Source organism: Flavobacterium sp. (genome assembly GCF_035760125.1).
Classification (GTDB): domain Bacteria; phylum Bacteroidota; class Bacteroidia; order Flavobacteriales; family Flavobacteriaceae; genus Flavobacterium.
The window spans coordinates 1-4,332 of the sequence record NZ_DASTTN010000484.1 but is presented as its reverse complement, the minus strand read 5'-3'; the positions used below and the strand labels follow the sequence as shown (position 1 = coordinate 4,332).

Here is a 4,332-nt window from a genome sequence, read left to right as displayed (position 1 = left end):
GGTCCTGCGCCCACTAAAGTTACTTTGGGTTGTATCATTTTATGCATTAGCTAAATCTTTGGCTCTGTATGCTTCTATTTTTCCGAAGAAAGCTATAGCATCTTGAATATATTTTTGTGCAAAAGCCTCAGATGGCTCGTTGGCTCTGATTTGATAAACCAATTCTTTGAAATCTGAACCCAACTCTATTTTTTTGCTTTCGATGAAAACAGTATCAAATAAATCAATAATTCCTGCGTGGTGGTTTGTTTTTTCGTTTTCGGCCAATAATAATGCTTTGGCTCCATTTACAAATCCAGCATATGCTAAATAAATAGCGTCAGACCATTTTTTATCATCAAAAGCTTCTTGAGCAAAAGTTAATTTGTCTTTGGCTTCAAATAATAATGTAGCAACCAAGTCAATTACAACACCGGCACATTCTCCAACTCCAACTGCTTTTACATAGTTATCGGCATTACCCCAATCTACGAAATCAGCTTCGGTCAAATTAGTTACATCAGCCAATGGTTTCAAAAATTCATAGAAATATTTCTCTCCTTTGGCATCATAATAATTCAAAAATGATTGTCCGTTTCCATTCGCATCAAAATCATTTAAGATTAATCTCAAAGCGTCTGGTCCTCTTCGGCTTGGAATTTTGATTACTTTATCCGAAAATCTTCCGTTTCCGTTTCCTAAATTTCCTCCACCTAACAATACCTGAAGTGCTGGAGCCACCAATTTTCCTGCATTAATAGACATTCCTTGGAAACCTATTTCAGACATATTGTGTTGCCCACAGGCATTCATACAACCGCTAATTTTTATAGCGATATCCAGATTGTTATTGTATTGAGGATATTCTGTTGCAAAAACTCTTTCCAATTCTTCAGCGATACCAGTACTGCTGGCAATTCCTAAATTACAAGTATCAGTTCCTGGACAAGCGGTAATATCAGCTATCGAATTATATCCTAAAGTTACAAAATCCAATTTTGCTAATTCCTGATAGAAAAACGGTAAATTTTCTTCTTTGATATTACGGATAAGAATGTTTTGTCTTAATGAAAAACGCAATTCATTGGCTCCATAATTTTTAACCAAATCAGCCAACAATCTTGCTTTGTCGATATAAAAATCGCCTAAGGAAACTTTGATTCCAATAGCTACATATCCAGCTTGTTTTTGTGCAACCACATTCGATTTTTTCCAAGCTTCGTATGCATCAACATCATCAATCACTACAGATGGCACTTCTAACAAAGGCTCTGTAATCGCACCTTCAAAAGCAGTAGTGTCTATTTCGTAGGTATGGAAAGCCAAAGCTTTTTTCTCTTCGTCAACCAAACGCATAAATTCATCACGTCCCAAATCTTTGATTAAAAATTTCAAACGTGCTTTCAAACGTTTTGCTCTTTCTCCGTGACGGTCAAAAACTCTGATTACACCTTCGGCAGTCGGGATAATTTGATTAACCGGTACAAACTCTGAAAGCAATTCTGCGTGGCTTGGTTGTGAACCTAAACCTCCACCTAACATTATTTTAAAACCTTTTTCTCCGTTTACAATTTTTGGAATAAATCCTAAATCGTGCAAATAACTCAAAGCAGTATCTTTCTCAGAAGATGAAAATGATATTTTGAACTTACGTCCCATTTCTTGACAAATTGGGTTACGTAACAAATATTGAAACAAAGCGTGTGCATAAGGCGATACGTCAAATGGCTCATCTACATCGATTCCAGCAGTTTCACTAGCCGTAATATTTCTTACCGTGTTTCCACAAGCTTCTCTCAAAGTAATATCATCTTTGGCCAAGTCTGCCCAAAGTTCTGGCGTTCTATCCAAACTCACATAGTGAATTTGAATATCCTGACGCGTTGTAATGTGCAAACGACCTGTAGAATATTTTTCCGATACATCGGTAATTCTTCTCAATTGTTCGCTAGACACTTTTCCATATGGTAATTTAATACGAATCATTTGCACGCCTTCCTGACGTTGGCCGTAAATACCACGTGCCAAACGAAGACTACGAAAACGTTCATCATCAATTTGTCCACCACGGAATAAATGAATTTTTTTCTCTAAATCGATAATCTCTTTTTGGACAATCGGGTCTTCTATTTCGGTTCTAAAACTTTGCATATCTTTTTTAGCTTTGAGCCTTGAGCTATGAGCTTTGGGCTGTTATCTGTATTTTTAACCTTATAACTTTGAGATTTACTCTAAGTTTATATTTCTATTCTTTATTCAAAAGCTCTAGGCTCAAAGCCCATAGCTGATAGCTTAAAACTATTTAATAAATCCAACTCCTGCTGTTGTATTCGTTGCTGCATCAATTAAGATGAAAGCTCCATTTGATTTGTTATCATTGTAAGCATCAAAATAAATGGCTTTGCTCAATTTAATGGTTACTTCACCAATTTCATTGATCGCTAATTGAGTTGCTGGAGTTGTCCCAGAATAATCGGTTGCGATTACATTTTTCACACTATCAATTTTAGCCAAAACTCTATTCGTGTTGTGTTGCACAAAATATTTTGCACCTGCCACTAATTTTTTGCTATCCATCCAACAAACTGTTGTTGTGATGTCTTTTTCTACTCTAGGAAGCTCGTTTGATTTTACAATCATATCGCCTCTAGTCACATTAATATCATTTTCTAATTCAATAGTGATGGAAGAACCAACACTAGCCTCATCAAATTGTTGGTCAAAAAAATGAATATTAGTCACCGTAGATTCTGTTAAAGAAGGAAGAACCGTTACAGCATCTCCAACTTTAATATTGCTTCCGTATAACTTCCCAGCGTATCCTCTAAAATCGTGATACTCTTCTGTTTTTGGTCTGATAACTGTTTGAACAGGAAAACGTGCTTGTCCATTATCGTAAACATCTTTTGACTCTAAAGCTTCTAAATGTTGTAGGATAGTTTGTCCTGTGTACCAAGGCATTTTTCCTAATGTATCTACTACATTATCTCCTGTCAAAGCACTTAACGGAATGTAACTTACATTTTGTTCTTTATATGCGCTTTTAGCATTTAATGCCTGAAAATCGGCTTTGATTTTGTTGTATACTTCTTCCGAATAATCAACCAAATCCATTTTGTTCACCGCAACAATCACATCTTTTACTCTCAATAAATTATTGATAAAAAAGTGACGATACGTTTGCTCAATAACTCCTTTACGGGCATCAATCAAAATAATAGATACTTGTGAAGTCGAAGCTCCGGTAACCATATTACGGGTATATTCTACGTGACCCGGAGTATCGGCAATAATGTAACTTTTTTTCGCTGTAGAAAAATAAATATGCGCTACATCTATTGTAATTCCTTGCTCTCTTTCGGCAACCAAACCATCGGTAGCCAAAGAAAAATCCAGGTAATCGTATCCTTTTTGTTTACTGCTTTTTTCTATTGCTTCAATCTTATCTGTAGTCAATGATTTTGTATCGTATAATAATCTTCCGATTAATGTACTTTTTCCGTCATCTACGCTTCCTGCTGTTGCTATTTTTAAAACTTCCATCAGTTTTTTATTTTAAATATTGAATTTGATTTTTTTTATTTTAAATGTTTAATTCTAAATTTTAAATGCTTTCTAAATAATTCAGACATTCAAAATTTATAATTTAAAATAATTTTAAAAGTACCCTTGTTGTTTTCTTTTTTCCATCGCAGCTTCAGAACGCTTGTCATCAATTCTGGCTCCTCTTTCAGAAATAGTCGAAGAACGAATTTCTCCAACTACTTCTTGAATGGTTGCTGCATACGATTCAACAGCGGCAGTACAACTCATATCTCCAACGGTTCTGAAGCGAACAATTCTTTCTTCGATTTGTTCGTCTTCTTCTTGGTACACAAAAGGAGAGTGTGACCAAATTAAACCGTCTCTCAAAAAAACTTTACGTTTGTGTGAAAAGTAAATCGATGGAATTTCGATTTGCTCTTGTTCGATATAACTCCAAACATCCAATTCAGTCCAGTTTGAAATTGGAAAAACACGTACATTTTGTCCATTTTCAATTTTTCCGTTCAAAAGGTCAAACAATTCAGGACGCTGGTTTTTTTCATCCCATTGACCGAAATCATCACGAACAGAAAAGATACGTTCTTTAGCTCTTGCTTTTTCTTCGTCACGACGAGCTCCACCAATACAAGCATCAAATTTGAATTCTTCGATAGCATCTAAAAGTGTAGTTGTCTGTAAACTGTTTCTACTGGAATATTTCCCAGATTCTTCAACCACTTTTCCTTCATCAATAGCATCCTGAACATTACGAACGATCAACTCTAAACCTAATTCTTCTACTAATTTATCTCTGAAAGCAATTGTCTC

The 4,332-nt window shown here is 35.3% G+C and carries 3 protein-coding genes; all 3 read right to left on the bottom strand.

The window, feature by feature from the left end:
* Positions 1–39: 39 nt before the first annotated feature.
* Positions 40–2,130, bottom strand: a complete 2,091-nt coding sequence (locus VFS71_RS17275) for a nitrite reductase (protein WP_326402839.1) — start codon at positions 2,128–2,130, stop codon at positions 40–42.
* Between the two features lie 147 nt (positions 2,131–2,277).
* Positions 2,278–3,522, bottom strand: coding sequence for a sulfate adenylyltransferase subunit 1 (locus VFS71_RS17270; RefSeq protein ID WP_326402838.1), 1,245 nt, complete (start codon positions 3,520–3,522; stop codon positions 2,278–2,280).
* A gap of 114 nt (positions 3,523–3,636) precedes the next feature.
* Positions 3,637–4,332: sulfate adenylyltransferase subunit CysD (gene cysD, locus VFS71_RS17265; protein ID WP_326402837.1), on the bottom strand; the 696-nt coding region annotated here is incomplete at its 5' end.

Excerpts from the sequence above, each read along its gene's own strand:
- VFS71_RS17275 (WP_326402839.1), bottom strand. The coding sequence starts at position 2,130 with ATGCAAAGTTTTAGAACCGAAATAGAAGACCCGATTGTCCAAAAAGAG.
- VFS71_RS17270 (WP_326402838.1), bottom strand. The coding sequence starts at position 3,522 with ATGGAAGTTTTAAAAATAGCAACAGCAGGAAGCGTAGATGACGGAAAA.